Here is a 26871-nt window from a genome sequence, read left to right on the forward strand (position 1 = left end):
CGGGCGGGATCCGATCAGCCCGGCCACACCAGTGACTGGAGTTCCGAGTACGCGTGCAGGGCGTACGAGCCGACGTCGCGGCCCACCCCGCTCTGTTTGAAGCCGCCGAACGGGGCCTCCATGTTGCGGCCGACCGTGTTGACGCCGACGCCGCCGGCCCGCAGCTGCCGGGCCACGCGGAAGGCGCGGGCCACGTCGCCGGACCAGACGTAGTCGATGAGGCCGTAGTCGCTGTCGTTGGCGAGCTCGACCGCTTCGTCCTCGTCGTCGAAGGGGAGGACCACGACGACCGGGCCGAAGATCTCCTCGCGGACCACCCTCATGTCGGGCGTGCAGTCGGCGAGAAGGGTCGGGGCGACGTAGAAACCCCGGTCGGACGGCGGCCGTTCACCGCCCGCCGCCACCCGCGCCCCCTCCTTGCGGCCCAGTTCGACGTACGACTCGATCCGGTCCCGGTGGGCGGCGGAGATGACCGGGCCGACGACCGTGTCCTCCGCCCGCGGATCCCCCACCTTCAAATAGCCGACGTACGCGGAAAGTTGGGCCACCAGCCGGTCGTAGACCGGACGCTGCGCGAGCACCCTTGTCGGGGCCGTGCAGATCTGTCCGCTGTAGAAGGAGAAGGTGGTTCCGATGCCGCGGACCGCCGACTCCAGGTCCGCGTCCTCGAAGACGACCGCCGCGCCCTTTCCGCCCAGCTCCATCAACTGCCGTTTCATACCGCGCCCGCACACCTCGGCGATGCGCCGTCCGACTGCGGTCGAACCGGTGAAGCTCACCATGTCGACGTCGTCCGAGTCGACGGCCGCCTCGCCGACCTCGGCGCGCGAACCGCTGACGACGTTCACGACCCCCGGTGGCACTCCCGCGGCCTCCAGCGCCTGAGCCATCCGGTACACGGAGAGCGGGTCCTGCGGGGCGGGCTTCACGACGACCGTGTTGCCCATCGCGAGCGCCGGGGCGATCTTGCCGGCCGGGTTCGCCCAGGGGTTGTTGTACGAGGTGATGCAGGTGACCACGCCCACCGGCTGGCGTACCGCCAGGGCTCCCATCACCGCCGCCCTGCCGAACGGGCCCGCCTCGTTGATCTGCGGGGGCAACGGCTCCTCGACGGGCTCCACGCGCGCGTACCGCTCGAATCTGGCCGCCCCGACACCCACCTGCATCCCGCGCGCGGTACCGGTCGTGGCGCCGGTCTCGGCCTGGGCCAGTTCGGCGTACGGGACGAGGTTGCGCCGGATCTCCTCGGCCGCCCGGTGCAGGACGGCGGCCCGCTCCTCGGGTGCCGTGCGCGACCATGCCCGGAAGGCCTCGCGAGCCGCCGCGGCCGCCGCGCGCACCTGGTCCCGCGAGGCCTCCGGAGCCAGCCCGACGACACCCTCGGTCGCCGGGTCGATCACCTCGTAGTGGCCGCCGTCCGGCTCCACCCACGAACCGCCGATGAACAGCCGCTGCCCGTCCGTCACTTGACCCTCCGCGCCCGCCGCCGCCGCGTCACTTCGTACTCACCGTGCGGGTGTCCCGGCCCGACCGCAGCACCCTGCCCGGTACGGCACCGCTCACCACGTCGCCCCGTATCGCCTCGACTCCGTTGACCCAGACGGCCGTTATGCCGATCGCCTTCGAGTCGAGGCGCGGGCTGTCTCCCGGCAGGTCGTGCACCAGGGTGGCCTTTCCGGCGTCGATGCGGTCCGGGTCGAAGAGCACGAGGTCCGCGTGGAAGCCCTCCGTGATCCGTCCGCGCTCACGCAGTCCGAAGAGCCGCGCCGGGTCGTCCGTGAGCATCTTCACGGCCTGCTCCAGGGTCGTCAGCTTCCGGCCCCGCAGACAGTCCCCGATGAACCGGGTCGTGTACGGCGCCCCGCACATCCGGTCCAGATGGGCGCCCGCGTCCGACCCGCCGAGCATCACGTCCTCGTGCCGCCACGTCTCCTGGCGCAGCGACCACGAGTCGGGGTCGTTGTCGGTCGGCATGGGCCAAAGGACCGTACGCATACCGTCGTTGGCGCAGATCTCGATGATGCACTCGAACGGTTCCTGGCCGCGCTCGGCCGCGATGTCCCGTACGACCCGGCCGGTGAGGCCCTCGTTCGCCTCGCTGTAGGTGTCCCCGATGACGTACCGCCCGAAGTCGGCGAGGCGCCGGAAGACACCGGCCTCCTTGGAGTCGGCCCGCCGCAGCATCTCCGAACGGACCACGGGGTCCCGGAGTTTCGCGATCCGTTCGGGCACGGGGAGGCCGAGCACGTCGCCCCACCCGGGTATCAGGTTCAGCGCGCAGAAGGTCCCCAGCGACATGTTCATCGGCGTGAGGATCGGCATCGTGAGGGCCACGATCCGGCCACCCGCCTTACGGGCCCGCTCACTTGCCGCCAGCTGACGCGGCACGCGCTCGGGGACGGCCGCGTCGATCGTCAGGACGTTCCAGTTCAGCGGACGTCCCGCCGCCGCGCTCATCTCCACGAACAGATCGATCTCGTCGTCGCTGAACTGGTCGAGACAGCCCGCCACGATGGCCTCGATCTGCGTGCCCTCGTGATCGCCCACCGCCCGGGAGAGCGCGAGCAGTTCGGCCGGCTTCGCGTGCCGCGAGGCGACGGGCTTCCCGTCCCCGTCGGAGTGGGTGGACGACTGCGTGGTGGAGAGCCCCCAGGCACCGGCCTCCATCGCCTCGTGGAGCAGCGTGAGCATCTGCGACAGCTGCTCACCGGTCGGCTGCCCGCCGACGGCCTCCGGCCCCATCACGTACCGCCTGAGCGCACAATGCCCCACCATGAAGCCCGCGTTGACCGCGATCCGCCCCTCCAGGGCATCGAGATACTCCCCGAAGGAGTGCCAGCTCCACGGCGTCCCCTCCTCCAGCGCGACCAGCGACATCCCCTCGACCTTGGACATCATCCGCCGCGTGTAGTCGGCGTCCTCGGGCCGCGAAGGATTCAACGGGGCAAGAGTGAAGCCACAGTTGCCACCCGCGACCGTCGTCACCCCGTGGTTCAGAGAGGGCGTGGCGTACGGGTCCCAGAAGAGCTGCGCGTCGTAGTGAGTGTGGGGATCGACGAACCCGGGCGCGAGTACGAGCCCACTCGCGTCCTCACTCGTACGCGCCTCCTCGGTGACCCGGCCGCCGATCACGGCGATCCGGCCGTCCCGTATCCCCACATCGGCGGTGAAGGCGGGCCCACCCGACCCATCGACGACGGTCACGCCTTTGATCAGATGGTCAAGCACGACGAAACCCTTCTCTCCCTGAGCCTTCTGGCGACCCGCACCCTCCGACGGCCCTCAGACCGCCCCGCGGAACCGGGTGGTCCGATGGACGGGATCCGTGTCGATCTTCGGAATCACCTGCTCGCCGATCAGCTTGATCGTCTGGAGCGTGTCCGCCTTGGGCACCCCGACCGGCAGCCCGAAACTGAGCTGGTCGGCCCCGGCCTGCTCCCACCGCTTGCACTGCGTGAGCACCTCGTCCGGGTCCCCGCAGATCAACAGCTCCTCGGCGATGAGCAGTTCGATGAACTCCTCGTTGTACTCGGGCAGCGTCTCCGGCCACACGGGGAAGCCCTCGGGCCGCGGGAACGTGTCGTGGTACCGGAACACCAGCGACGGCAGGTAGTGCAGCCCGCCGCTCACGGCGATCCGGATCGCCTCGTCGTGCGTGGGCGCGCAGATCGCGGTCGTCGTCACCATCACGTTGTCGTTGACGAAGTCCCCGATCGGCTCCGCGTCCACGACGGCGGTCTTGTACTGCTCAAGCACCCACTCCATGTCGGAGACCTTCTGCACGCTGAAGCCGAGCACCCCGAGCCCCTTGCGGGCGGCCATGGAGTAGGAGGGCGGCGACCCGGCGGCGTACCACATCGCGGGGTGCGACTTCCCGTACGGCTTGGGCAGGATCTTCCGCGGGGGCAGCTGCCAGTGCTTGCCCTTGAACCCGACGTACTCGTCCTGGAGCCACATCTTCGGGAACTCGGCGATGGTCTCTTCCCAGATCTCCTTGGTGTAGTTCATGTCGGTGATGCCGGGAAGGAAGCCGAGGATCTCGTGCGAGCCGGCGCCGCGTCCGCTGCCGAACTCGAAGCGGTTCTCGGTGAGATGGTCGAGCATGGCGACCTTCTCGGCGACCTTCACGGGATGGTTGACCTGGGCGAGCGGGTTGAAGATGCCCGACCCGAGGTGGATCCGCTCCGTCGCGTGCGCGAGGTAGCCGAGGAAGACGTCGTTGGCGGAGAGGTGGGAGTACTCCTCCAGGAAGTGGTGCTCGGACGCCCACGCGTACTTGAAGCCGGACTTGTCCGCCTGGATGACGTACTCGGTCTCCTCCATCAGCGCCTTGTGCTCCGCGAGCGGATCGGTCTCGGCCCGCTTGCCCACGTATCCCTGTACAAAGAGCCCGAATTCCAAGGAGGTTCACCGTCCCCTGTCCGTCATCCTGCCGAACCTGACGCACCGTCAGATTCACCTGCCGCCGACTGTTGCACCGCGCCCGCGAGGCGTCAATACCTGATGGACCGTCACATGACGCTGACGCCCGCCAGCCAGCCCCCGTCGATCACGAACGGCTGCCCGGTGATGTACGAGGAGTCCTCGCAGGAGAGGAAGAGGGCGAGCCGGGCCACCTCCTCGGGCTTCCCGATCCGGCCCATCGGCACGAGCTTGCGGTAGAGCTGCTCGACACCGGCCGAGGACGCCTCGGCGTCCGCCGTCGGGTCGAGCAGGGCCGGGTTGCTCATCGCGGTGTCGATGGCGCCCGGACAGACGGCGTTGACGCGGATGCCCTTGGGGGCCAGTTCCAGCGCGGCCACGCGCGTGAGGCCGACGATCGCGTGCTTGGTCGCGCTGTACGCGCCGACGTACGCCATGCCCGTCACCCCGGTGTACGAGGCGGTGTTGACGATGGTCCCGCCGCCGGCCGCCTCGATCTCGGGGGCCAGGGTCTTGACGCCGAGGAAGACGCCGACCTGGTTCACCTGCACGACCTGCATGAACTCGTCGAGGGGCGTGTCGACGAGGGAGTTGAAGCGCAGGATGCCCGCGTTGTTGACGAGCCCGTCGACCTTCCCGTACGCCTCCTTCGCGGCGGCCACCGCGGACGCCCAGTCGTCCTCCCGGCTCACGTCCAGGTGAACGAAGAGCGCGCCCAGCTCCTTGGCCAGCTTCTCCCCCTGGTCGTCGAGCACGTCCGCGACGACGACCTTGGCGCCCTCGGCCGCGAAGAGCCGCGCCTCCTGCTCGCCCTGGCCTCGTGCGGCGCCGGTGACGAGTACGACCCGCCCGTCGAGCTTGCCCATGGGTTTCTCCTTCGGGGACGCGGACACGTGGACCATTTCTGACGCACCGTCACACGAGTGACGGGCACGCCCATGGTCGTATCTGACGCATCGTCAGGCAAGGGGTCGGGAGTCCACACAGATGACCCGTCCGGGGCCCTCCGGGGGCTCTTCGAGGGCACGTCGGGGACGCTTCGAGAGTTTCGCGGTGTGTCGCAATGCACACGTCAAGTAACCGGCCGGTAGGGACATTTGACTCTGTCGGGTCCGCCGGGGCGGACCAATAATCCTTTCTCGGCAAGGCAAAGAAGCGCCCAAGGACGGAGCAAGTCGTGGCCAAGAGGGCCCTGAAGAACAAGAAGATCCGACTCGTCGCCATTGGGTCCGCACTCGCCACCGGCGCGGCGGTCGTCACCCTGCTGCCCTCGGCGAACGCGGCCGAGGAGAAGACGCCGGAACAGATCATGACGATGTGCGAGAGGTCCGCGGTCCTCAGCGGAAAACAACAGTCGGTGAGCGATTTCGGCGGCGCGTTCGCAGACGGATTCCAGGCCGACAACTGCGATTTCGCCGAGACGAAGTTCGAGACCTTCGACGGCCCCAAGGAGAAGGCCTCGATCGACTTCCCGAACTGCGAGCCGAACGCCACCGAGCCGGCGAAGGTCAGCATCGCCTGGAAGTCGACCGTGGGCCAGGGCGAGGGCAAGTACACCGCGACACAACAGGGCGCGAGCGGCGGCCTCTTCGGTGCTCTGAGCGGGTCCTGGCTCAAGCACAAGGCGACGACCGACCTGACCGTCAGGACCGTCACGGCCGGCGACACGGAGACGAGGGAAGTCCCGGTCGGCAAGGTCCTGCACATGGAGTTCACGCCGAAGATGCAGCGCATGACGGGCGAATGGCGGGTGCGGATCGACGCCGATCCGGGGAGCTTCGCCGTCAATCCCAGCCCCGAGAAGAACTTCGCGGCGCCCGAGGTCATCGAGGGACCCGTCGTCCTGGCGGGAGCCGCCGGCGCCCCCGGAATCGCGGACGGAGTCGCCAAGCCGGTCCTGACGGACTGCTGACGACCCCCTCCCCCTCCCCCACTTCCTCCAAGGAGACGCACCATGACACGCACCGGCCGCAAGGGACATCACCGGAGCAAGAAGAAGCGCATCGCCCTCATGCTGGCCCCGGTGGTCGCCGCCGCGGTGGCCGTTCCGCTGATGAACCAGGCGGGTGCCGCCACCCCCTCCGAGGTGTCCAAGGACTGCGCGGAGAACTCCGCGAAACTGGACGACTGTCAATTCGTCGACGTCCAGGTGAAGAGGAACAGCCTGGGCGCGAACAAGCGCGTCTCCACCGTGACGGACAACTGCGGATCGACGACCGCCGCCACGAAGGACTTCAGCGTGGCCGCCTCGGTGACGAGGTCCATCACCCTGGAGGACGGGTTCACGGCCGCCGCGGACTCGAAGCTGAGCAACTCGTTCTTCGAGATCGGCGCCAAGTTCAACACGTCGGAATTCAGCATCAAGCGTGACGACACGGGAACCGGATTCGACTTCTCCAGGACCGACACCGTGAAGGCCGACCACCTCGGCTTTTTCATGTGGTCCGAGAAGCGCACCGATGTGAGCGGATTCCTCAAGGCCACGTACAAGGAGGAGCAGAACGGCCAGAAGGTGTTCTTCTCCCCCAGCGAGGGCGGCACGAGCGTGCACGTCTTCTATCCGCAGCTCCTGAAGAACGGCACCCCCGACGGCCGCCTCTGGCTGCGCAACGTGAAGTGCGGAACTCCCGAGGCGAGCGGAATCCAGAACTCGGCCAACAGCATCCGCACGGAACCCGGATTCGAAGAAGGCGGCGCGAACGTCGCGGACGTCGAGATCCCGCTGTCCGAGATCCCGGCGCCGTAGGCAGGACCCACAGCCGCACAGCGGGCGCGACCGCCGTAATCGGGAGCGACCCGCCGCGAAACGCGGCAACGGCAACAAGGCACGAACGGCCCCCGCGAATCACGCGGGGGCTTCTCCGTGTCCGTACCCACCGGCACGGACACGCGGACACCACCGTGCCGCCCGCCGCCTCAGCGCGCGGTCGATCCCGTGGAGCCGAGGGAGCCCAGGCTGTCGCTGTACGGGGCCCCGAGCCACCGCAGCACCGCGTCCGTGCCGCCGCGGGCGTCCAGCTTGGCGTAGATGTTGCTGAGGTTGTTGCGGACGGTCTTCCCGCTCAGCCCCAGCCTCAGGCCGATCTCCTGTGCGCCGAGCCCGGTCGAGAGCAGTTCCATGATCTCCCGCTCCCGGGGCGAGAGCAGGGCGCGCATCCGTTCCGTCGCCTCCCCGCCGCCCGGCGTCCGCCGGGCCGCGTCACGCAGCGCGGCGCACGCGGTCGGCGACAGGTAGGTGTGGCCGATCGTGGCAGCCATCACCGCCGAGGACAGCATGTGGGTGCAGTAGTCGCCCTCGACCAGATAGCCCGCGCCGCCCCGGAACACCTCGACCACCGTCTCGGTGTCCCGCCGGGGGCTGAGGACGATCACCGGGGCGCTCATCGCGCCCATGGCCTTCAGCAGCCCCGCGAAGGCGGTCGACGGGTCCTCGCAGCGGAGAACGACGACGTCCACCGCGCCCTCCGAAGGACGTTCCCGGAGCGCGCGGTAGGGCGGGGACAGGCGCAGCACCCGGCCCACGTACGGATCGTCCGGGGCCGGCCAGTCCTCGTGGGGCCAGTCCTCGTTCGGCCGGCCGCCGTCGGCGCAGGCCAGGGCGACGGACAGCTTGTGGGAGGTGTCCGCCGGCGCGGGGGTGCCGACGTGCGCGGAGCCGTGCTGGTCGCTGTGCTGTGCGCTGTGCTTGGAAGTTCGGACGTGCCGGGGGGATCGCACTTCGCGTGTCCTTCCGCCGAAGCCATGACGTCCTTACATACGCGGCACGGGCGGAATTTGTTCGAAGTTTCAATAACAAACTGTCTGGCTGTCAGACAGGTTCCCCAGGAACAGGTCTTCCAGGGGCAGGCCTCCCGGGAGTGGCCTACAGCAGCGGGGCGACCTCGGCGCCGAACGCGGCCATCTGGTCGGTGAGTTCGGTACCGCTCCGGCTGCGGAACCGTATCTGGATCTGATGCACCCCCATCGCCCGGTACGCGCGCAGCGACTCGGCGAGCACCTCGGGGGCTCCGGTGAGGGTGCGGCGCCCCACGCTCCACCCCGGCTCCCCCACGTACAACGGCTCGGTGATGGCGCCGACGGTGAAGGGCCCGACGACCCCCGCGTCCTCCCTCAGCCGTCGGACACGGGCGATCTGCTCAGGCAGCCGCTCCCGCGGATCGCCCTGCGGCAGCCACCCGTCACCCCTGACCGCGGCCCGCCGGACGGCGGCGGGCGAGGACCCGCCGACCCAGACGGGCACCCGTTCCTGCGCGGGCCTGGGCCGCTGCCCGAGCCCCTCGAAGTCGTACAACTTCCCGTGGTGGGTGGGAAATTCATCGGGTCCGAGCGCGGCCCGCAGCGCGTCGACGCACTCGTCGAGCACGGCCCCGCGCCGTTCGAAGTCCACCCCGAGGACCTCGAACTCCTCCTGTACGTGTCCGGCACCGACCCCGAGGATCAGGCGCCCGCCGCTCAGGTGGTCGAGGGTCGCGTACTGCTTGGCGGTGAGCAGCGGGTGCCGCAGCCCGACGACCGCGACATGGCTCAACAGCCGTACGCGCTCGGTGACCGAGGCCAGAAAGGCGAGGGTGGCGACGGGGTCGTACCAGACCGTGCTCATCGCGGACGCGAGGCGGCGCGGGATGGCGACGTGGTCGCAGCTCGCGACGTAGTCGAAGCCGGACCGGTCGGCCGTGCGGGCGATCTCGACGAGATCGGCGGGACCCGCGTCCGCCTCCCACGCCTCCGCGTAGAGGGTGCTCTGGGACTGGACGGGGAGCTGCATCCCATAGGAGAAGGGTGTACTCAACGGGCACCGCCCGGTCCGGCCCACAGCCCGTCCTCGGTCAGCCCCAGGAGCTCGATCGCGTTGCGCCGTACGATCCGGTCGACGACGTCCGCGTCCAGGTGACCCATCTGCGCCTCGCCGACCTCCCGCGACTTGGGCCAAGTGGAGTCGGAGTGGGGGTAGTCGGTCTCGTACAGCACGTTCCCCACGCCGATGGCGTCGAGGTTCCTCAGCCCGAAGGCATCGTCGAAGAAGCAGCCGTACACGTGCTCGGTGAAGAGTTCGGACGGCGGCCGGTGGACCTTGTCGGCGACGCCGCCCCAGCCGCGGTTCTCCTCCCAGACGACGTCCGCGCGTTCGAGGATGTACGGGATCCAGCCGATCTGGCCCTCCGCATACATGACCTTGAGGTTCGGGAAGCGCTCGAACTTGCCGCTCATCAGCCAGTCGACCATCGAGAAACAGCAGTTGGCGAAGGTGATGGTGGAGCCGACGGCCGGCGGGGCGTCGGCGGAGGTGGAGGGCATCCGGCTGCTCGACCCGATGTGCATGGCGATGACCGTGCCCGTCTCGTCGCACGCGGCGAGGAACGGATCCCATTCGTCCGTATGAACGGAGGGCAGTCCGAGGTGCGGAGGTATCTCGGAGAAGGCGACGGCCCGTACCCCGCGGGCGGCGTTGCGCCGCACCTCCCGCGCGGCGAGCTCCGCGTCCCACAGCGGTATGAGGGTGAGCGGTATCAGCCGGCCCGCGGCATCGGGGCCGCACCACTCGTCGACCATCCAGTCGTTGTAGGCGCGCACCGAGAGGAGCCCCAGTTCCCGGTCCTTGGCCTCGGTGAAGGTCTGGCCGCAGAAGCGGGGGAAGGTGGGGAAGCAGAGGGCGGACTGGACGTGGTTGACGTCCATGTCGGCCAGCCGCTGCGGGACGTCGTACGACCCCGGGCGCATCTGCTCGTAGGTGATGACTTCGAGTTTGATCTCGTCCCTGTCGTAGCCGACGGCGGTGTCGAGACGGGTGAGGGGGCGGTGCAGGTCCTCGTAGACCCACCAGTCGCCGATCGGGCCGTCGTCCCCGGGGTTGCCCATGACCGGGGCGAACTTGCCGCCCAGGAAGGTCATTTCCTTGAGCGGGGCGCGGACGATGCGCGGGCCCCGGTCCCGGTACTGCGACGGGAGCCGGTCCCGCCAGACGTTGGGGGGCTCCACCGTGTGGTCGTCCACCGAGATGATCTTCGGGAAGGTCTCCATGTGTTGTACGGTAGCGCCGATCTGACGGCCCGTCAGCTATCGCGCGGCGGCTCTCTGGAATGCGAGAACCTCGTCACGGGGTTGCGGGGAGGGGGTGTGGGCCCTGTGAGGGCTTGCGCCACTCGGCACGGCGGCCTGTGATCGGTATCTCCCACGGCTGACGCATCCGCCATGAACAAGGCAAACTGGCCTGGTTGTCATGACGTTTCGGCAGGGGGCAGCGATGGACGGTGTACCGCGAGTACCGGAGCAGGGGCGTCCCGAGGATTCGGCGGCGCTCCGCTTCAGCGTGCTCGGCCCGGTGCGCGCCTGGCGTGGGGCGGATTCCTTGCCCACCGGGTCCCCTCAGCAACGTGCCCTGCTGGCGGCCCTGCTGCTCCGCGAGGGCCGCACGGCGACGGCGGGCGAACTGATCGACGCGCTGTGGGGGGAGGAGTCGCCTTCACAGGCGTTGGCCGCGGTGCGGACGTACGCGTCGCGGTTGCGGAAGGTTCTGGACCCGGACGTCCTGGTCAGCGAGTCGGGCGGGTACGCCATCCGTTCCCTGGGCGACGGGGCGCTCGACCTGGCCCTGGCCCAGGAGTTGGCGACCGACGCCGAGAAGGCGAAGAACTCCGGGGACCTGTGTCACGCCCGCGCCCTCCTCAACAAGACGTTGAGCCTGTGGGACGGCGAGCCGCTGGCGAGCGTTCCGGGGCCGTACGCCGAGACGCAACGGGCACGCCTTGAGGAATGGCGCCTCCAACTCCTGGAGTCCCGGCTGGACATGGACCTGGAGCAGGGCTGCCACGCGGAGGCGGTCTCGGAGCTGACGGCCCTGACGGCCGCGCATCCGTTGCGGGAGCGGCTCCGGGAACTGCTGATGCTGGCGCTCTACCGGTCCGGCCGCCAGGCGGAGGCGCTCGCGGTCTACGCGGACACCCGACGCCTGCTCGCGGACGAACTGGGGGTCGACCCGCGCCCCGGTCTGAGGGAACTCCAGCAGCGGATCCTCCAGGCGGACCCGAACCTGGCGGAACCGTCCGCTCCGGTGGCGGAGCCGACCGCCGCCCCCGTGCGCCCCGCGCAACTGCCCGCCACGGTCTCCGACTTCACCGGCCGGGCCTCCTTCGTCTCCGAACTGGGCGATGTGCTGGCCTCCGCCGAGGGCCGGGTCATGGCGGTGTCGGCACTGGCGGGCATCGGCGGCGTGGGCAAGACGACACTCGCGGTGCACGTTGCGCACCGGGCCCGCGTGGCATTCCCCGACGGGCAGCTGTACGTGGACCTGCAAGGCGCCGGGGCACGGGCGGCCGAGCCGGAGACGGTACTGGGCGCCTTCCTGCGGGCCCTGGGCACGGCGGACTCGGCGATACCGGACTCCCTGGAGGAACGGGCGGCGCTGTTCCGCTCGGTGCTGGACGGCCGGCGGGTGCTGGTGCTGCTGGACAACGCCCGGGACGCGGCGCAGGTGCGCCCGCTGCTGCCGGGCACGGAAGGCTGCGCCGCGCTGATCACCTCCCGGGTGCGGATGGTGGACCTGGTCGGGGCCCACCTGGTCGACCTCGATGTGATGTCTCCCGAGGAGGCCCTCCAGCTCTTCACGAAGATCGTGGGCGCGGAACGGGTCGCCGCGGAGAGGGAAGCGGCACTGGACGTGGTGGCGGCGTGCGGCTTCCTGCCTCTCGCGATCAGGATCGCCGCCTCCCGCCTGGCGGCCAGGCGTACGTGGACGGTCTCGGTCCTCGCGGCGAAGCTCGCCGACGAGCGGCGACGCCTGGACGAGCTCCAGGCGGGCGACCTTGCCGTGAAGGCGACCTTCGAGCTGGGATACGGCCAGTTGGAGCCGGCCCAGGCCCGCGCGTTCCGGCTGCTGGGCCTCGCGGACGGTCCCGACATCTCCCTGGCCGCCGCCGCGGCGGTGCTGGACCTCCCGGTCGAGGCGACCGAGGACCTGCTCGAATCCCTCGTCGACACCTCACTGCTGGAATCGGCGGCGCCCGGCCGCTACCGCTACCACGACCTGGTCCGGCTCTACGCGCGTGCGTGCGCCGAGCGGGACGAACAGCCGCCCGGCGAGCGGGCGGGGGCGATGTCCCGGCTGCTCGACTTCTACCTGGCCACGACCTCGGTCGTGTACGCGATCGAGCGGCCCGGGGACCGGCTGGTGGACCACCTGGAGGCGGCCGAGTACCCGGGACTGCGGTTCACCGAGGGCAGCGCCGCCCTCGACTGGCTCTACAACGAGGCCTCGCCACTGCTGGCCTGCGTACGCCAGTCCGCGGACACGGACCGGTTGCGGCGGGCGGTGGATCTGCTGTGGGCCGCCAGGGATCTCACCGAGTCGGGCGCGAACTCGCACCAGTACGAGGCAACCGCGAGGGCGATGTGCGACGCCACGCGGGTCGCGGGGGACGCGCGTGCGGAGGGGAGAGCGCGGACGACGCTCACCCACCCGCTGCTGGTCTCCGGCCGTATCCAGCAGGCCGCCGAGCAGGCGCAGCTCGCCATGGAACTCGCCGCCTCCGCCCAGGACGCCATGGCCATGAGCTGGGCGGCCAACGACCGCGGGCTCACCCTCATGCACCAGGAGCAGTACGCGGACGGCAAGCCGTTCTTCGAGCGGGCGATCGAGGGGTACGCCACTATCGGCAACCGGCCCCTCGAAGCGCTCAGCCTGTGCAACCTGTCGCGGGCCCACCTGGGCATGGGGAACGTCGCCATGGCGGTGGAGATAGCGCAGCGCGCCCTTGCGGCGTACCTGGAGATCGGCCAGACCCTGCGCCTCGCCAACGGTCACTTCACCCTGGGCATCGCCCTGACGAGGGCCGGCCGTCACACCGAGGCCCTCAGCCAGTTCTCCGACGCCCTCTCCGTCTTCGGCAGCCACCGGCAGCGGCTCTGGGAGGGGACGACCAACTTCCGGATCGCCGAGGTGCACCTGGCCGCCCGCCGCCCCGCACAGGCGGCGCAGCACGCCGAGCAGGCCCTCGCGCTCGGCTGCATCGGCGGCGACCGCATGCAGGGCACCGTGCTGACACTCCTGGGCCGGGCCCTCACCATGCTGGGGCAGGTGGACCGGGCCAGGGTCTGCTGGCGCGAGGCGCTCAGCCTCTACGAACAGCACGGCGGTGCCGCGCAGGCCGAGGAGGTCCGCGCGCTGCTCACGCCCGCCACCGCGGCGTGAACGGCGTGCCGGTGACCGGGCAGTAGCGGACGTTCAGCATTCGTTTATCTCCGCCCGGCACTCTCATACGTGTCACACCGTCGCGTCGGGGGGCAGACGGTCTGACCAGGAGCCCAACGGCTGATGTGCGGCTCCGAACGCCCGTCCAGCGACCCTCGGGGGAGTCTCTGGACGGGCGTTCCTTACTCGTCACCACAACGGAGGGATTCAGGCCCATGAGCGAGACGAAGAAGGAAACGGACCTCACCACTCAGGACAACGGCATGCCGTCGCCGCCTGCCAAGGACCCGGTCGTGACTCCGCTCGACAACGGGATGCCGACGCCGCCCGCGAAGGACTCGGGCGTCACCACGCAGGACAACGGGATGCCCGCGCCGCCGGTCAAGGACCCCGAGGTCACCACGCTCGACAACGGCATGCCCTCCCCGCCGGCACTCGACCTCGACGGCAGCAAGTAAAGACCTTCATCCCGACGGGGATCGGCCGCGGTGGCGCGGAGGGGGAGCCACCGCGGCCGAAGTCTGCCCGGATACGGGGGCGGGCCCGCCCCCAACCAAACTCAGCCCCCTCCCCTCCGCGCACTCGCCGGACTAGGTGACTGGAAGGTTCGGGACACCCACCCGCCTCCTCAGCCACCTCCAGCCGTCCCAAGCCTTCCAATCCCCTCCCAGCCGCCCACTCGCGCCCAGCGTTGTCCACAGGGGCGGGGGTGGGTGGGGGGCGTTGGGGGATTCTGGGTGGGTGGATCATGGGGAATCTCTAGGCGCTCTTGCTGAGGGTGGGGTGCTGCTCTCCTGTCGTGCTCTTGAAGCCGGGTGGGGGCGGCGGGCGCTTTCCCGGGCGCTCAGGAGGGACGGGTGGACCCCCGTTCGTAAGGGGGCCTGGGCCGAGCCGGGGCGGGACGTGGATCTTCGGGTGCGCCTGCGGGCCGTGCAACTCACGCGGCCACAACTCGTCGTGAGCCACCGCTCGGCGGCCGCGCTCTGGGGCATTGAAATGCTTGGCCGCGTGGAGCGCGGCCCCCTGGAGTTCATCGACCCCGAGTGCGTGATTCGCCGCCAGGGCGAGGGCATGCTCGTCCACCGCATGGCCCTCGAAAAGGAGTACGCGGTCCTGCGCGGTGGCCTGCGTGTGACGGACGTCGGGCGTACGCTCGCCGATCTCCTCCGGGGCGGGCCCCGCGACGAGGCCCTCGTCGCCGTCGAGTCCGCCCTCACCCGGCGAAGGGTCGGAGGCGTCCGCCGCCCGCCGCTCACCACCTGGTCCGCGATCGCCCTCGCGCTCGAAGCCCCCATGCGCGGGGCGGACAGAGGCCGCCGCTGGTTCCGGCTGGCCGACCCGAACGCGGGTTCACCCGCCGAGACCGTCGCGCGCCTGCGCCTGGACGACGCGGGCCTTCGCCCGGAGAGCCAGGCCGAACTCCTTACGCCCAACGGCCGCCGCCGCTACCTGGACTTCCTCTTCCGGGCCGAGGGACTGGCCGTCGAGATCGAGGGGTACGCGTACCACGGCAGCCGGGAGTCCCACCGCCGGGACATCGCCCGCTTCAACGAGGTCCTCCAGTGCCCCGAGGTCCGCCTTCTCCTCCGCTACACCGCGGCGGACGTCTTCCACCGCCCCGGGAAAATGGTCGAGGAGATCCACGCCGCCCTCTCGAAACTCCGGGGAGGACCAGGAGGGCCAGGAGGATCGCGGAACGCATCGGGCCCGGGGCGCCCCTCGTGAGGCGCCGGAGGTAGGAACCGGAGGCAGGAAAAGGCCGCGACGGCCCTGGGGGAAGGGCCGTCGCGGCCGGAGGGACCCGGTCTCAGGCGCAGAGTTCGCCGTCGATCAGGTCGTTCTGGGCCTGCTCGGTGGACAGGTCGGAGGCGCCGTCGCCGGTCGCGTGCAGGACCACCACGCGGCGGCCGTCCGGGCTGATGCCATTACGGGTGGTGGAGCCGGGGAGGTCGCCCGCGTGGCTGTAGTAGGAGCCGCCGCAGGTCAGCGGGATCTGCATCAGGCCCAGGCCGTAGCGCGCGCCGGGCCACACCGGGTCGACCTCTTCGGCCCGTACGGTCTTCTTCATCGCCGCGAGCTGCGCCGGGCGGAGCAGCTTGCCGCCCAGGAGCGCCTTGTAGAAGCGGGTCAGGTCGGCCGTCGTACCGATCATGGCGCCGGCCGCACCCGCCGCGGAGGGGTTGAACGCGGTGGCGTCGATCGTCGGCCCGGTCTTCCCGAAGTCGGAGTAGCCGTGCATGTGGCGGCCGGCGATCCGGGAGTCCGTGGTCGGGGCAGAGGTGTTGTGCAGGCCCAGCGGGCGGATGATTCGCTTGGTGACCTGCTGCTCCCAGCTGTGCCCGGTGACCTTCTCGATGATCATCCCGGCGAGGATGTAGTTGGTGTTGGAGTACGACCACTTGGCACCGGGCTCGAACTCCGGGGCGTGCCGCATCGCGATGCCGACCAGCTGCTCCGGGGTCCAGGTGGTGTAGCGGCCCTCCTGGTAGGCGGCCACGCTGGTCAACGGGGCGAAGTCCGCGGTGTAGTTGAACAGTCCGCTGGTGTGCTGGAGCAGCTGCCGTACGGTGATCTTGCTGCCGTCGTTGCCGTTGCCCGAGACGACTCCCGGCAGCCAGTGCTCCACGCTGTCGTCCAGCGACAGGCGTCCCTCACCGACGAGTTGAAGTATCACCGTGGCGACGAACGTCTTGCTGGCGCTCGCGATACGGAACCGGTCGCCGGAGCGGGCGGCGGCGCCGGTGGCCTTGTCGGCCAGCCCGGCGTTGGCGTACCGGGAGCCCCGCGGACCCGTCGACTGGGCCAGGACACCCACGGTCCCGGTCTTCAGGATCGCGTCCACGTCCGCCTGAAGCGCCTTGTCGTGCGCCTTGCCGTGCGTCTTGTTGAGCGTCGGCTTCGCCGCCGGCCCTGTCGCGCCCGCCGCGGGGAGGGTCAGTCCGATACCGGCCAGGGCGGTCACCAGCGTCGTGGCCACAATTCGGGAGGTCAGCTTCGTCTTCATGCGGGCGGGCTCCTAGCGGGTCGGTCGTCGTACCGCCGTTGCGGTGTGATCACCAACTTAGGAATTCCGGCCGTACGCCACGATCCGGCAGCCTGGCCCTTCGGTACGGGTGCCCACTCCCCCGTGCCGGTAGTGCCTGCTGTACCCGACCGGGCCTGACCTCGGCCAACACTGCTTAGACCAAAGGTGGGTGACGGTACGTCAGGTGCGGCGGCGGGCGTCGTCGAGGTAGCGCAGGACCGCCGCGACCCGCCGGTCCACCTGGTCGGCGGGCGACAGGTCGAGCTTGGCGAAGATGCTGCGGATGTGCTTGTGGACGGCGCCGTCCGTGACGACGAGCCGTTCGGCGATGGCGCCGTTGCCCAGGCCCTCCGCCATCAGTCCGAGCACGTCGCGCTCGCGCGGGCTGAGCCGTTCCAGGCGGGTGTCCTGGCGGCTGCGCGTGAAGAGCTGCGCGACGACCTCCGGGTCGATGGCCGTGCCCCCGGCGGCCACCCGGTTGAGCGCGTCGAGGAACTCCTCGACCCTCCCGACCCGTTCCTTCAGCATGTAGCCGAGCCCGGTGACCCCGCCGGCGAGCAGATCCGTGGCGAAGGACTGCTCGACGTACGCCGACAGGACGAGGACCGCCAGATCGGGCCTGCGGCGTCTCGCCTCGACGGCCGCGACTATCCCCTCGTCGGTGTGCGTCGGCGGCATCCGTACGTCGAGGATGGCGACGTCCGGCTTGTGGGTGTCGATGGCGTCGAGGATGCCGTCGGCGGTGCCGGCGGTGGCCACCACGTCCAGTCCCTCGGCGCGCAGCAGCAGCGCGAGCCCCTCCCGCAGCAACGGGTCGTCCTCGGCGATCACAATCCGCATGGCATGTCCACCTTGAGAGTCGTCGGGCCGCCCGGTGGGCTGGCCAGGTCGAGGGTGCCGTCGTGGGCCGCTATCCGGCGGCGGATGCCGGTGAGCCCGGAGCCGCCGGCCTCGTCGGCGCCGCCGCGGCCGTCGTCGGTGATGTCCAGTCGCAGCCGCCCGCCGCGGCTGCGGACCGTGACGGTGGCGCTCGTCGCCCCGCTGTGCTTGGCGATGTTGGTGAGCGTCTCGGCGACCACGAAGTAAGCGCTGGCCTCCACGGACGCGGCGCACCGCTCGGGCGCCTCGACGTCGATCCGGCAGGGCACCGGGCAGCTCGCGGCAAGTCCGGTGAGCGCGCCTTCGAGGCCGCGGTCGGCCAGTACGGGCGGCAGGATGCCCCGGGCGACCGAGCGCAGCTCGGAGAGGGCCTGCTCGGCGGCGCTCTGGGCCCGTTCGAGGAGTTCGTCGGCGCCCGCCGGGTCGCGGGCCACCATGCGGCGGGCCGCGCCGAGCAGCACGGTGACGGTGACGAGCCGGTTCTGGGTGCCGTCGTGCAACGAGCGCTCGATGCGCCGCAGTTCGGTGGCGTGCGCGTCCAGGGCGGCCGCCCGGGTGGCGGTGAGTTCGGCGACGCGCAGGGACAGGTCGGTGTCGGGTCCGGCCGCGAGGAGGGCGCGTCCCGGGCGGGCCTGGAGCCGTGCCATGGCGGGGGTGAGGCCCAGGATGATGGCGATCCAGCCGAGCCCCAGCAGAGTCACGGCCAGGGCGTCGGGCCAGCCCTGGGCCTGGCCGAGGCCCACGGACGTACTGGACGTGCTCTCCGGCATGAAGCGCCAGTACAGCGGGAACAGCGCGTCGCGTGCGGCCATCAGCGGCAGCAGCAGCGCGATCAGGCCGAGCAGCAGCCCGAGCGTGCCGTGCCGGGCCAGCCAGCGCAGCTCCCCCCGGGTGGCTGGGTCGACGAGGGCGAGCCGCAGCCGGGTCGGGGAGGGGTCGGGCCCGATGATCTCGGGACCCCACCGGGCGAGCCGGCGGCGTTCACGGTCGGCGAGGGAGTGCAGGGTGCGCAGCGCGGCGGGGGCCATGAGCAGTCCGACGCCCACGACGGACGTCACGGCGGTGACGGCCAGCCAGAACAGCATGGCCAGCGCCAGCACCGCGGTCCCGAGCCCGCCGATGAGCTGTCCGAGCGCGGCGCCCGCGGCCTCGGCGGTCCGGATCGCGCTTGCCCTGATCCCGGGCCGTCCCGCGCCCGCGTCGACCGGCTCACCGTGCCGGGTCGAGGTCGACATCCGCCCCCTCCCTTCCCTCTTGCCTTCACACGTGCGCCAACGGCCTTCTGCCGCAGCGCGGTTCTGACGGTTCACGAGCCCGGGGGCCAGTCACGGGCCCGGGGCTCGGTTCAGGAGCCTAGAGGTACAGCCTGCTGTACCCCGAGTCGGGCTGCTGGCGGGCTCGGCCGCACAGGGTGCTGATCCGTAACTTCGGTGATGTCAGCGAGACCCGCCCCAGGGTCCGGAGAGTTCGAAGAATCCGAAGAGGGACAGCGATGGCCACCACGGACCCCTACCGCCTCACCAGCGGCGCCGAGGGCACGGACCCGGCGAAGACCGACGTCACCCGCAACGACGTCGTGCGTACGGTGCTCTGGCTGGTGCTGGTCATCAGCACCGTCGGCAACATGGTGGCCTCCTACGGTGCCGCCTCCACCCAGATCCACCTGGCCTGCGGCGGCGTCACCGCGCTGTGCGTGACCGCCCTCGTCACCCGCCACCTTCGGGGCCGGCGATGAGCGGCGTCCAGGCGGGGGCCGGCCTCCCGACGGCGACGCGGACCGCTCCCGCCATCGTGCTGGAGAACGTCAGCAAGACGTACGCGGGAGGCGTCCACGCCCTCGACAACGTGTCGCTGGCCGTGGAGCACGGCACGTTCCTCGCCGTGATGGGTCCCTCGGGGTCCGGCAAGAGCACGCTGATGCACTGCGCGGCCGGTCTCGACTCGCCGACCTCGGGCAGCATCCGGATCGGCGGCCGGGAGATCGGCGGGCTGAACGAGACCCGCCGCACCGAACTGCGCCGCGAGCACATCGGGTTCGTGTTCCAGTCCTACAACCTGGTCCCCGCCCTCAGCATCGCCGACAACATCACGCTGCCGCTGCGTCTGGCGGGGCGGGCCCCCGACCGGGAGTGGCTGGGGGCGCTGGTCGAGCGGGTCGGTATCGCCGACCGGCTGTCGCACCGGCCCGCCGAGCTCTCCGGCGGGCAGCAGCAACGGGCCGCGATCGTACGGGCGTTGGTGGCCAAGCCGGCCGTCGTGTTCGCCGACGAACCGACCGGAGCGCTGGATCTGCGCAGCGCCCACGAGGTGCTCGGCCTGCTGCGCGAGCTCGTCGACGAGCTGCGCCAGACGGTGGTGATGGTCACCCACGACCCGGCCGCCGCCGCCCAGGCGCACCACGCGGTGGTGATGGCCGACGGCCGGGTGGTCGAGCGCCTGTACCAGCCCACCGCACCCGAACTGGCCGACCGTCTCGTCAAGCTCGGAGAGGTCTAGAACCATGCTGTATCTCGCGGTCCGGATGGCCGGACACCGGATCACCGCCCTGCTGGCGGTGGCGTGCGCGGTCCTCGGCGGAGCGGCCCTCATCACCGGCACCGGAGTGATGGCCGAGTCCGGATTCCGCTCCCAGCTGCCGGCCGGGCGCCTGGCAGGCGCGCAGGTCGTGGTCTCCACCGAGCAGAGCTTCGACGCGGGCGCCGACCTGCCGATCGCGCTCACGGAGCGCGGCGCGGTCCCGGCCGAGTTGGTCGACGAGCTGGCCCAACTGCCCGGCGTCACCTCGGCGGTCGGCGACATCGGCTTCCCCGCCGCCCTCGTCGACGCCGACGGCCGGGTCGTACCGACCGAGGACCCGCGGACGGCCGGGCACGGCTGGTCCTCGACGAAGCTGATCGTGGACGCGAAGGTCGACGGCTCCGCTCCGGCCGGCGCCGGCGAGGTCGCTCTCGACAGCGCCACGGCCGCCACCGCGGGAGTCCGGGTGGGCGACAGCGTCAAGGTCGTCGCCGCCGGCCGCGCCGCCGCCGAGTACCGCGTCACGGCGCTGGTGAAGGCACCGGACGCCGGAATCCTCTTCGCCGACCCGACGGCCGTACGGCTGTCCGGCCGCGCCGACGGAGAGCGCGCCGGGACCGTGGACCTGGTCGCCCTGCGCACCGAGCCCGGCGCCGAGGCCTCGGTGGCCGCGGCGGCCCGCGAGAAGATCAAGGACACCGGCAAGAAGACTGCCGCCGGCAAGAACACCGAGGCCGCCGCCCCGCTGGTCGTCTCCACCGGCTCCGAGCGCGGCGACATCGCCTCCCCCGGCGCGGGCGCCGCCCGTTCCCTGCTGATCCTGCTGGCCAGTTCGCTCGCCGGGATCATCATGCTGATCATCGGGTTCGTGATGGCGAGCGCGCTCGCCGTGTCGATCGGCGGCCAGCGCCGCGACCTGGCCCTGATGCGGGCCGTCGGTGCGACTCCCCGGCAGATCAGGCGACTTGCGGCCGGACAGGCCTCCATCATCGCCGCCGTGGCGGTCGTGCCCGGGGTCGGCCTCGGCTACCTGCTGGCCGGACAGTTCCGGACCATGCTGGTCGACCGCGGGGTGATCCCGGAGGCCCTGCCGCTCACGTTCAGCCCGCTGCCCGCCCTCGCCACCGTGCTGCTCCTCGGCCTCGCCGTGCAGGTGTCGGCCCGATGCGCCGCGTGGCGCACCTCGCGCATGCCCGCCACCGAGGCGGTCGCCGAGTCGCGCAGCGAACCCCGCACCCCGTCGAAGACGCGCGCCCGCTGCGGGCTGCTGCTGATCGTCGCCGCGACCACGCTGTCGGTCGTACCGCTGCTGAGCCGTACGGCCATCGGCGCGACGGCCACCTCCATGGCCGGCGTCATCGGAGCGATCGGCCTGGCCCTCGCGGGCCCCGCCCTGGTCCGGGGCATCGGCAACGCGGCGAGCCGACGGCTGCGGCCCGGGGTCTCGGCGCCGACCTGGCTCGCGGTGTCCAACATCCGCGGCTACGCACTGCGGCTCTCCGGGGTCGTCAGCGCCCTGGCCATGGCGGTCGTGTTCGTCCTGACCTACACGCTGGCCCAGACGACCGTCATGAGCGCCACCGCCCAGGACACCCGCACCGGCACCCTCGCCCAGCAGCGGCTGACCGCGCCGGGCCTCGGCGGCCTGCCCGCCGGCACCCTCGCCACCGTCACCAGGACCCCCGGCGTCGAGGCGGCGGCCCCGGTCGGCGACACGACCGTGATCCGGGAGTACAAGCAGTTCGGCGACCCGGTCGTCGAAGCCGGCTCGGCGAAGATCCTGACCCCGGCCGCGTCGGGCGTCCTCGACCTCGGCGTACGGAACGGCAGCCTGGCCAGGCTCACCGGCGACACGGTCGCCGTCAGCACCGAGGTCGCCCGCACCCCCGGCTCGGGACTCGGCAGCCGCATCACCCTGGTCCTCGGGGACGGCACCCGGGTCAGCCCCAAGATCGTCGCCGTCTACGACCGCGCCCTCGGCTTCGGCCCGCTCGCCCTCTCCCACGACCTGACCAAGGGCCACACCACCACGGGCCTCGACCAGAGCATCCTCGTCCGCACCGACGGCACCGAGAAGGCCCAGCGCGCTCTCACCGCCCTCGCCGCGGGCCGCCCGGGCCTGGCCCTGGAGCCCACCGACACCGGATCGGGAGGCAGCCTGAGCGACGCGCCGCCGGAGATCTGGATCAACCTGGCCCTCATCGTCGTACTCCTCGGCTACCTCCTCCTCAGCATCGCCAACAAGCTGGTCGCCACCACCGCCCAGCGGCAGGGCGAGATCGCCACGCTCCGCCTCAACGGCACCACGCCGCGCCAGATCCTCGCGATGATGCGCCGCGAGGCCGCGGTGATCGGGGTCGCCGCCGTCACCACCGGCCTGCTGCTCTCCGCGATCCCCCTCGCGCTGCTCGGCATCGGCTTCCTGGACCGGCCGTGGCCCGCGGGCCCGGTGTGGCTGCTCCCCGCCGTCGCACTGACCGTGATCTGCACCGCGTTCATCACGGTCGAACTCCCCACCCGCCAGGCACTGCGCACGGCCCCCGCCCATGCACTGTCCGCCCGCGAATAGCGCGGGGCGCGAGGAGAACGGAAACGGGAGTACGGGCAGACGCGCGGCCGGGACGATCCGGCCGCGCGTCTGCCCGTACTCCCGTTTCCGGACCAGCCCCTCAGCGCCCCCGCAGCTCGCCCTTGACGACCTTGCCGCTGGCGTTGCGCGGCAGTTCGCCCACGAACTCCACCGTCCTGGGCACCTTGTAGTTCGCCATCTCCCGTCGGGCCCAGGCAATGAGGTCGTCCCCGGTCGCCACGGCCCCCGGCCGCCGCACGACGTACGCCCTGCCGACCTCGCCCAGCCGCGCGTCCGGTACTCCGATCACCGCCACGTCGGCCACATCCGGGTGGAGGCCGAGGAGTTGCTCTATCTCGGCCGGGTACGCGTTGAAGCCGCCGACGATGAACATGTCCTTGATGCGGTCGGTGATCCGGAGGTTGCCCGCCGGGTCCAGGACGCCGACGTCGCCCGTGCGGAGCCAGCCGTCGAAGGTGAGGACCTCTGAGGTGGCCCGGGCGTCCTCGTAGTAGCCGCCCATCACGTTGAAGCCGCGGACCAGGACCTCGCCCTGGGCGCCGGGGGCCACGGAGGCACCCGCCGCGTCCACCACCCGCACCTCCGTGCCCGGGATCGCGCGGCCGGAGGTCGACGCGATCACGCCCGGCTCGTCCCCGCGCCGGCACATCGAGACGATCCCGCTCGCCTCGGAGAGGCCGTAGGCGGTGAGAACGGTCCCCACCCCGAGTTCCTCCCGCAGCCGCTCCACCAGGCGCAACGGCACCACCGCGGCGCCCGTCACCACCAGGCGCAGCGGCGAGAGGTCGTACGCGTCGCGGCCCGGGTGGTCCAGGATCGACTGGTGGAGGGTGGGCGGGCCGGGCAGGACGGAGATCCGTTCCGAGGCCACGTTCGCGAGGACCGTGTCCACGTTGAACACCGGCTGCGGGATCATCGTCGCGCCCCGCATCAGACAGGCGATCACACCGGCCTTGTAGCCGAAGGTGTGGAAGAAGGGGTTCACGATCAGATAGCGGTCGCCCTGGCGGAGGCCCGCGAGCTCGCTCCACACCTCGTACGCCCGCAGGGTCTGCGCGTGGGTGATCACCGCGCCCTTGGGGCGGCCGGTCGTGCCCGAGGTGTAGACGATGTCCGAGGGAGAGGACGACTCGACCGCCGAGGCCCTGGCCCGTACGTCCGCCGCGTCCACCCTGTCGCCGCTCGCCAGGAAGTCCTTCCAGGTGCGGAAGTCGGCCGGGGCGTCGTCCGAGAGCACCACCACCTGCTCCAGGTGCGGGAGTCCGGGCAGCGGACCCACGGCACCCGCCCCCGGCTCCGGCTCCGGCCCCGCGGAACCCGGCACGTCCCCGGCCGCCCGCCGCAGCGACGCCACGTACGACGTCCCCAGGAACGTGCCCGTCACGAACAGCAGTTTCGCCCGGCTCCGGGAGAGGATGTACGCCGCTTCCGTGCCCTTGAAGCGGGTGTTCAGCGGTACGAGGACCGCGCCCGCCGACACCGCGCCCAGCGAGGAGACGATCCAGTCCAGGGTGTTGGGCGCCCAGATGGCCACGCGGTCACCGGGGTCGACGCCGTTCGCGACGCAGGCCGCCGCCGCGCGTTCCACCCGGGCGCCCAACTCCGCGTACGAGACGCGTGTGCGGCCCTCGACGACCGCCTCCACGTCGGCGTACCGCTCGGCCGCCCCCCGCACCAGCCCCGGAATGGTGCCCCACTCCATGTCACCGCGCACAACGAGCCTCCCCACGGTCGACTCCCACTAGCTGACTACCCGTCAGATTAGCTGTAGCCTGACGCCCTGTCAGCATTCGTGGACCACGGTGGAGGTGCGCCCATGACAGGGGCAGGACTCAAGGACGCCACGGCCGTCGTAGGAATCGGGCAGACCCCCTTCGCCAAACAACTCCCCGAGAGCGAGAAGGCGTTGGCCTGCCGGGCGATCCTCGCCGCGCTCGACGACGCCGGGATCTCCCCCGCCGAGGTCGACGCGCTCGCCTCCTACACGATGGAGGAGACCGACGAGGTGGAGGTGGCGAAGGCCGTCGGCTTCGGCGACCTCACCTTCTTCAGCAAGATCGGTTACGGGGGCGGCGGTTCGTGCGCCACCGTCGCGCATCTGGCCGCCGCCGTCGCCACCGGGCAGGCCACGGTCGGCGTCGCCTGGCGGTCACGGAAACGGGGCAGCGGCCCACGCCCGTGGAAGAACACCGCGGTCCAACTCCCCACCCCCGCCCAGTGGACCCGCCCCTTCGGTCTCCTGCGGCCGGCCGACGAGATCGCCATGCTCACCCGCCGCTATCTGCACGAGTACGGGGCGACCCGCGACCACCTCTTCAACGTCGCCCTCGCCTGCCGCAACCGGGCCAACCAGAACCCCGCGGCGATGATGTACGAGCGGCCGCTGACCCGGGACATGTATATGACCTCGCGGTGGATCAGCGAGCCCCTCTGCCTCTTCGACAACTGCCTTGAGACGGACGGCGCGTTGGCCTGCGTCATCGTCTCCGCCGAGCGGGCGCGCGACTGCCGGCAGCGGCCCGTGTACGTCCACTCGGCCGCCCAGGGCCTGCCCGCCCAGCACCACGGCATGGTCAACTACTGGAACGACGACCCGCTGACCGGCCCGGCCTGGACCGCGGCCCGACACCTGTGGAAACACTCCGACTTCACCCCGGACGACGTCGACGTCGCCCAGATCTACGACGCGTTCACCCCCCTCATACCGCTCTCCCTGGAGGGATACGGCTTCTGCGGCCGGGGCGAGGGCGGCGCGTTCACGGAGGGCGGCGCCCTGGAGATCGGCGGGCGGCTGCCGATGAACACGAGCGGCGGCGGCCTCTCGGAGGCGTACGTCCACGGCTTCAACCTCATCAACGAGGGCGTGAAGCAGCTGAGGGGCACGAGTACCGCGCAGGTCCCGGACGCCGCCACCTGCCTGGTCACGGCGGGCGAGGGCGTACCGACGTCCGCCCTGCTCCTGAGGACCTGACCGACCGAGTTTCCGAGGAGCCGACATGCTCACACCTGTCGTGGACGACGACGGCGCCCCCTTCTGGGAGTACGCCGCCCGGGGCGAGCTGCGCGTCCAGGCCTGCGCCGAGCCCGACTGCGGCGAACTCCGTTTCCCGCCCAGGCCCTGCTGCCCGCACTGCCACTCCTTCGACAGCGAGTGGCGCAGGATGAGCGGCAAGGGCCGCGTCTGGTCGTACGTGATCCCCCATCCGCCTCTCCTGCCCGACTACGCGGCGCAGGCCCCGTACAACGTGATCCTCGTCGAACTGGCGGACGCTCCCCGCATCCGGCTCGTCGGGAATCTCGTCACCGGGCCGCGGGCGCCGCTCGACTCCGTCGCCCAGGAGCGGATCCGGATCGGGGCGAAGGTGCAGGTGGTCTTCGCGGACGGTGAGGGCGGCGGGGGCGGCGGGCTGCCCCGCTGGGTACTGGAGCGGCCATGACTCTGGACATCTCCGCCGACAAGGACACCGGCGTCGCGGTCGTCACCCTCGACCGGCCCGAGAAGCTCAACGCCATCGACCTCGACACGGCCGCCGAACTGACCGCCGCCTGGCGGGAGTTCAGGTTCGACGACTCCGTGCGCGCGATCGTGCTGACGGGCGCGGGCGGTCGGGCCTTCTGTACGGGGCTCGACCGCGGCGCCGAGGTCCCGCAGCCCGACTCCCCCTACATGGTGGACGATCCGCTGATCCGCATCGGGCCGAAGGCGTGCGACCTGTGGAAGCCGGTCATCGCCGCCGTGAACGGGATGGCCTGCGGCGGGGCCTTCTATCTGATCGGCGAGGCCGACTTCGTGATCGCCGACGAGACGGCCACCTTCTTCGATCCGCACACCACGTACGGCATGGTCAGCGCGTACGAGTCCATCCTCCTGGCGCAGCGGATGCCGTTCGGGGAGGTCGCCCGGATGGCGCTGATGGGCACGGCCGAGCGGGTCTCCGCGCGGCGGGCGTACGAGGTGGGGCTGGTCAGCGAGCTCACGGCGCCCGGTGAGGCGCTGGCCGCCGCCGTGCGGTGCGCGGACGTCATCGCCTCCTGTCCGACCGAGGCCGTGCAGGGGACCGTACGGGCCGTATGGGCGGCGAAGGAGGCGACGCGGACGGCCGCGCTGGCGCACGCCCCGCATCTCGTGTCGATGGGCAACCTTCCGGACGAGGCGCAGGCGGGACTGTTCACCGGCCGCCGCACGGAGTTCCGGACCCGCTGACCACCACGCCGGGCCTCCCCCGCACTCGCCGTCACTGAGCGTGGCCGTCG

At 71.2% G+C, this 26871-nt stretch carries 22 protein-coding genes; 11 read left to right on the top strand and 11 right to left on the bottom strand.

Annotation, left to right across the window (positions count from 1 at the left end):
- Window positions 1-14 precede the first annotated feature (14 nt).
- The 4 genes from ACH4YP_RS17585 to ACH4YP_RS17600 all read right to left on the bottom strand — a co-directional run bounded on the left by ACH4YP_RS17585 (window position 15) and on the right by ACH4YP_RS17600 (window position 5288).
- A complete protein-coding gene (locus tag ACH4YP_RS17585) occupies window positions 15-1466 on the bottom strand; it encodes an aldehyde dehydrogenase family protein (protein ID WP_361051011.1) in 1452 nt (483 codons plus the stop codon).
- Between the two features lie 28 nt (window positions 1467-1494).
- Window positions 1495-3228, bottom strand: coding sequence for an amidohydrolase family protein (locus ACH4YP_RS17590; protein ID WP_398491096.1), 1734 nt, complete (start codon window positions 3226-3228; stop codon window positions 1495-1497).
- Window positions 3229-3282: 54 nt separating this feature from the next.
- Complete coding sequence (locus ACH4YP_RS17595) at window positions 3283-4401, bottom strand: LLM class flavin-dependent oxidoreductase (RefSeq protein WP_361051005.1); 1119 nt, start codon at window positions 4399-4401, stop codon at window positions 3283-3285.
- Between the two features lie 110 nt (window positions 4402-4511).
- The gene (locus ACH4YP_RS17600; RefSeq protein WP_398491097.1) at window positions 4512-5288 is read right to left on the bottom strand and encodes an SDR family NAD(P)-dependent oxidoreductase; all 777 of its coding nucleotides are present in this window, start codon (window positions 5286-5288) and stop codon (window positions 4512-4514) included.
- A gap of 311 nt (window positions 5289-5599) precedes the next feature.
- On the opposite strand from ACH4YP_RS17600, the gene ACH4YP_RS17605 reads away from it, so the two are divergent.
- Together ACH4YP_RS17605 and ACH4YP_RS17610 are read left to right on the top strand one after the other, a co-directional pair.
- Window positions 5600-6334 (top strand): hypothetical protein, encoded by a 735-nt coding sequence (locus ACH4YP_RS17605; protein ID WP_361051000.1) that lies wholly within the window; start codon window positions 5600-5602, stop codon window positions 6332-6334.
- 42 nt (window positions 6335-6376) lie between these two features.
- Window positions 6377-7168, top strand: coding sequence for a hypothetical protein (locus ACH4YP_RS17610; protein WP_361050997.1), 792 nt, complete (start codon window positions 6377-6379; stop codon window positions 7166-7168).
- Window positions 7169-7338: 170 nt separating this feature from the next.
- Here the strand turns inward: ACH4YP_RS17610 and ACH4YP_RS17615 are convergent, their stop codons facing one another.
- The 3 genes from ACH4YP_RS17615 to ACH4YP_RS17625 all read right to left on the bottom strand — a co-directional run bounded on the left by ACH4YP_RS17615 (window position 7339) and on the right by ACH4YP_RS17625 (window position 10440).
- Window positions 7339-8139 carry a response regulator transcription factor gene (locus tag ACH4YP_RS17615; protein ID WP_398491098.1) on the bottom strand — a complete coding sequence of 267 codons (801 nt, stop codon included), beginning with the start codon at window positions 8137-8139 and terminating at the stop codon, window positions 7339-7341.
- Between the two features lie 145 nt (window positions 8140-8284).
- Entirely contained in the window at window positions 8285-9187 is a 903-nt protein-coding gene (locus tag ACH4YP_RS17620; RefSeq protein WP_361050994.1) for an LLM class F420-dependent oxidoreductase, read from the bottom strand.
- 20 nt (window positions 9188-9207) lie between these two features.
- Window positions 9208-10440, bottom strand: coding sequence for an amidohydrolase family protein (locus ACH4YP_RS17625; RefSeq protein ID WP_398491099.1), 1233 nt, complete (start codon window positions 10438-10440; stop codon window positions 9208-9210).
- Window positions 10441-10663: 223 nt separating this feature from the next.
- Here ACH4YP_RS17625 and ACH4YP_RS17630 point away from each other — a divergent pair, with 223 nt between their 5' ends.
- The 3 genes from ACH4YP_RS17630 to ACH4YP_RS17640 all read left to right on the top strand — a co-directional run bounded on the left by ACH4YP_RS17630 (window position 10664) and on the right by ACH4YP_RS17640 (window position 15331).
- Complete coding sequence (locus ACH4YP_RS17630) at window positions 10664-13606, top strand: BTAD domain-containing putative transcriptional regulator (protein WP_398491394.1); 2943 nt, start codon at window positions 10664-10666, stop codon at window positions 13604-13606.
- 215 nt (window positions 13607-13821) lie between these two features.
- A complete protein-coding gene (locus tag ACH4YP_RS17635) occupies window positions 13822-14064 on the top strand; it encodes a hypothetical protein (RefSeq protein WP_361050990.1) in 243 nt (80 codons plus the stop codon).
- 550 nt (window positions 14065-14614) lie between these two features.
- Window positions 14615-15331, top strand: a complete 717-nt coding sequence (locus ACH4YP_RS17640) for a hypothetical protein (RefSeq protein WP_398491100.1) — start codon at window positions 14615-14617, stop codon at window positions 15329-15331.
- An 82-nt stretch (window positions 15332-15413) separates the two neighbouring features.
- On the opposite strand, the gene ACH4YP_RS17645 is transcribed toward ACH4YP_RS17640, so the two are convergent.
- The 3 genes from ACH4YP_RS17645 to ACH4YP_RS17655 form a co-directional block, all read right to left on the bottom strand.
- Window positions 15414-16610, bottom strand: a complete 1197-nt coding sequence (locus tag ACH4YP_RS17645; protein ID WP_398491101.1) for a serine hydrolase domain-containing protein — start codon at window positions 16608-16610, stop codon at window positions 15414-15416.
- A 201-nt stretch (window positions 16611-16811) separates the two neighbouring features.
- Window positions 16812-17471 carry a response regulator transcription factor gene (locus ACH4YP_RS17650; protein ID WP_190229026.1) on the bottom strand — a complete coding sequence of 220 codons (660 nt, stop codon included), beginning with the start codon at window positions 17469-17471 and terminating at the stop codon, window positions 16812-16814.
- Complete coding sequence (locus ACH4YP_RS17655) at window positions 17459-18745, bottom strand: sensor domain-containing protein (protein WP_361050979.1); 1287 nt, start codon at window positions 18743-18745, stop codon at window positions 17459-17461. Before ACH4YP_RS17655 ends, ACH4YP_RS17650 begins: the two co-directional genes overlap by 13 nt.
- A 257-nt stretch (window positions 18746-19002) precedes the next feature.
- On the opposite strand from ACH4YP_RS17655, the gene ACH4YP_RS17660 reads away from it, so the two are divergent.
- Genes ACH4YP_RS17660 through ACH4YP_RS17670 form a run of 3 tightly spaced genes read left to right on the top strand, consistent with a single transcriptional unit; the run spans window position 19003 to window position 22596 of the window.
- Window positions 19003-19245 (top strand): hypothetical protein, encoded by a 243-nt coding sequence (locus ACH4YP_RS17660; protein ID WP_361050976.1) that lies wholly within the window; start codon window positions 19003-19005, stop codon window positions 19243-19245.
- Entirely contained in the window at window positions 19242-20006 is a 765-nt protein-coding gene (locus ACH4YP_RS17665; protein WP_398491102.1) for an ABC transporter ATP-binding protein, read from the top strand. Before ACH4YP_RS17660 ends, ACH4YP_RS17665 begins: the two co-directional genes overlap by 4 nt.
- A gap of 4 nt (window positions 20007-20010) precedes the next feature.
- A complete protein-coding gene (locus ACH4YP_RS17670; RefSeq protein ID WP_398491103.1) occupies window positions 20011-22596 on the top strand; it encodes an FtsX-like permease family protein in 2586 nt (861 codons plus the stop codon).
- Window positions 22597-22696: 100 nt separating this feature from the next.
- Here ACH4YP_RS17670 and ACH4YP_RS17675 read toward each other — a convergent pair whose 3' ends face one another.
- Window positions 22697-24331, bottom strand: coding sequence for a fatty acid--CoA ligase family protein (locus ACH4YP_RS17675; protein WP_398491396.1), 1635 nt, complete (start codon window positions 24329-24331; stop codon window positions 22697-22699).
- A gap of 102 nt (window positions 24332-24433) precedes the next feature.
- On the opposite strand from ACH4YP_RS17675, the gene ACH4YP_RS17680 reads away from it, so the two are divergent.
- Genes ACH4YP_RS17680 through ACH4YP_RS17690 form a run of 3 tightly spaced genes read left to right on the top strand, consistent with a single transcriptional unit; the run spans window position 24434 to window position 26821 of the window.
- On the top strand, window positions 24434-25588 hold the full coding sequence (locus ACH4YP_RS17680) for a lipid-transfer protein (RefSeq protein WP_398491104.1): 1155 nt from the start codon (window positions 24434-24436) through the stop codon (window positions 25586-25588).
- Window positions 25589-25613: 25 nt separating this feature from the next.
- Window positions 25614-26054, top strand: coding sequence for an OB-fold domain-containing protein (locus ACH4YP_RS17685; protein WP_361050964.1), 441 nt, complete (start codon window positions 25614-25616; stop codon window positions 26052-26054).
- Complete coding sequence (locus ACH4YP_RS17690; RefSeq protein WP_398491105.1) at window positions 26051-26821, top strand: enoyl-CoA hydratase/isomerase family protein; 771 nt, start codon at window positions 26051-26053, stop codon at window positions 26819-26821. Before ACH4YP_RS17685 ends, ACH4YP_RS17690 begins: the two co-directional genes overlap by 4 nt.
- Window positions 26822-26871: the final 50 nt, after the last annotated feature.

The organism is Streptomyces sp. NPDC020747 (genome assembly GCF_044334695.1).
In the GTDB taxonomy this organism is placed as follows: Bacteria; Actinomycetota; Actinomycetes; order Streptomycetales; family Streptomycetaceae; genus Streptomyces.

Excerpts from the sequence above, each read along its gene's own strand:
- ACH4YP_RS17600 (WP_398491097.1), bottom strand. The coding sequence starts at position 5,288 with ATGGGCAAGCTCGACGGGCGGGTCGTACTCGTCACCGGCGCCGCACGA.
- ACH4YP_RS17610 (WP_361050997.1), top strand. The coding sequence starts at position 6,377 with ATGACACGCACCGGCCGCAAGGGACATCACCGGAGCAAGAAGAAGCGC.
- ACH4YP_RS17620 (WP_361050994.1), bottom strand. The coding sequence starts at position 9,187 with ATGCAGCTCCCCGTCCAGTCCCAGAGCACCCTCTACGCGGAGGCGTGG.
- ACH4YP_RS17625 (WP_398491099.1), bottom strand. The coding sequence starts at position 10,440 with ATGGAGACCTTCCCGAAGATCATCTCGGTGGACGACCACACGGTGGAG.
- ACH4YP_RS17630 (WP_398491394.1), top strand. The coding sequence starts at position 10,664 with ATGGACGGTGTACCGCGAGTACCGGAGCAGGGGCGTCCCGAGGATTCG.
- ACH4YP_RS17635 (WP_361050990.1), top strand. The coding sequence starts at position 13,822 with ATGAGCGAGACGAAGAAGGAAACGGACCTCACCACTCAGGACAACGGC.
- ACH4YP_RS17645 (WP_398491101.1), bottom strand. The coding sequence starts at position 16,610 with ATGAAGACGAAGCTGACCTCCCGAATTGTGGCCACGACGCTGGTGACC.
- ACH4YP_RS17650 (WP_190229026.1), bottom strand. The coding sequence starts at position 17,471 with ATGCGGATTGTGATCGCCGAGGACGACCCGTTGCTGCGGGAGGGGCTC.
- ACH4YP_RS17655 (WP_361050979.1), bottom strand. The coding sequence starts at position 18,745 with ATGTCGACCTCGACCCGGCACGGTGAGCCGGTCGACGCGGGCGCGGGA.
- ACH4YP_RS17660 (WP_361050976.1), top strand. The coding sequence starts at position 19,003 with ATGGCCACCACGGACCCCTACCGCCTCACCAGCGGCGCCGAGGGCACG.
- ACH4YP_RS17665 (WP_398491102.1), top strand. The coding sequence starts at position 19,242 with ATGAGCGGCGTCCAGGCGGGGGCCGGCCTCCCGACGGCGACGCGGACC.
- ACH4YP_RS17670 (WP_398491103.1), top strand. The coding sequence starts at position 20,011 with ATGCTGTATCTCGCGGTCCGGATGGCCGGACACCGGATCACCGCCCTG.
- ACH4YP_RS17680 (WP_398491104.1), top strand. The coding sequence starts at position 24,434 with ATGACAGGGGCAGGACTCAAGGACGCCACGGCCGTCGTAGGAATCGGG.
- ACH4YP_RS17685 (WP_361050964.1), top strand. The coding sequence starts at position 25,614 with ATGCTCACACCTGTCGTGGACGACGACGGCGCCCCCTTCTGGGAGTAC.
- ACH4YP_RS17690 (WP_398491105.1), top strand. The coding sequence starts at position 26,051 with ATGACTCTGGACATCTCCGCCGACAAGGACACCGGCGTCGCGGTCGTC.